The sequence below is a fragment of the Roseovarius halophilus (ex Wu et al. 2025) genome (genome assembly GCF_047086965.1).
In genome coordinates, this window is record NZ_JBKOTX010000654.1 from 1 (window position 1) to 260 (window position 260).

Genomic DNA, 260 nt, shown 5'->3' on the forward strand with positions numbered 1-260 from the left:
GGGTTGGCGCGCAGGCAGCGGCCCTCCAGGCTGACTTGCGCGATGCCGACCGGTACTTGCTCGAACAGCGTGCGCAGCTTGGCTTCGCTGTCGCGGAAGGCGGCTTGCGCTTCCACCTCAGCGGTCACGTCCTGCGCGGCACCGATCATGGTGGGCGTGGCGGCCGTCGAATCCTGCGCCTCGCCTTCCTCGTGGATATGGCGGCGCGTGCCGTCGGGCAGGGCGATGGTGTATTCCACGCGATACGGCTGGCGCGTAGT

General features: G+C 68.8%; 1 protein-coding gene. It reads right to left on the reverse strand.

What is annotated here, in order from left to right; all coding sequences use genetic code 11:
• On the reverse strand, positions 1-239 hold a 239-nt coding region (locus ACH107_RS33910), incomplete at its 3' end, for a hypothetical protein (RefSeq protein ID WP_412509935.1).
• Positions 240-260 lie beyond the last annotated feature (21 nt).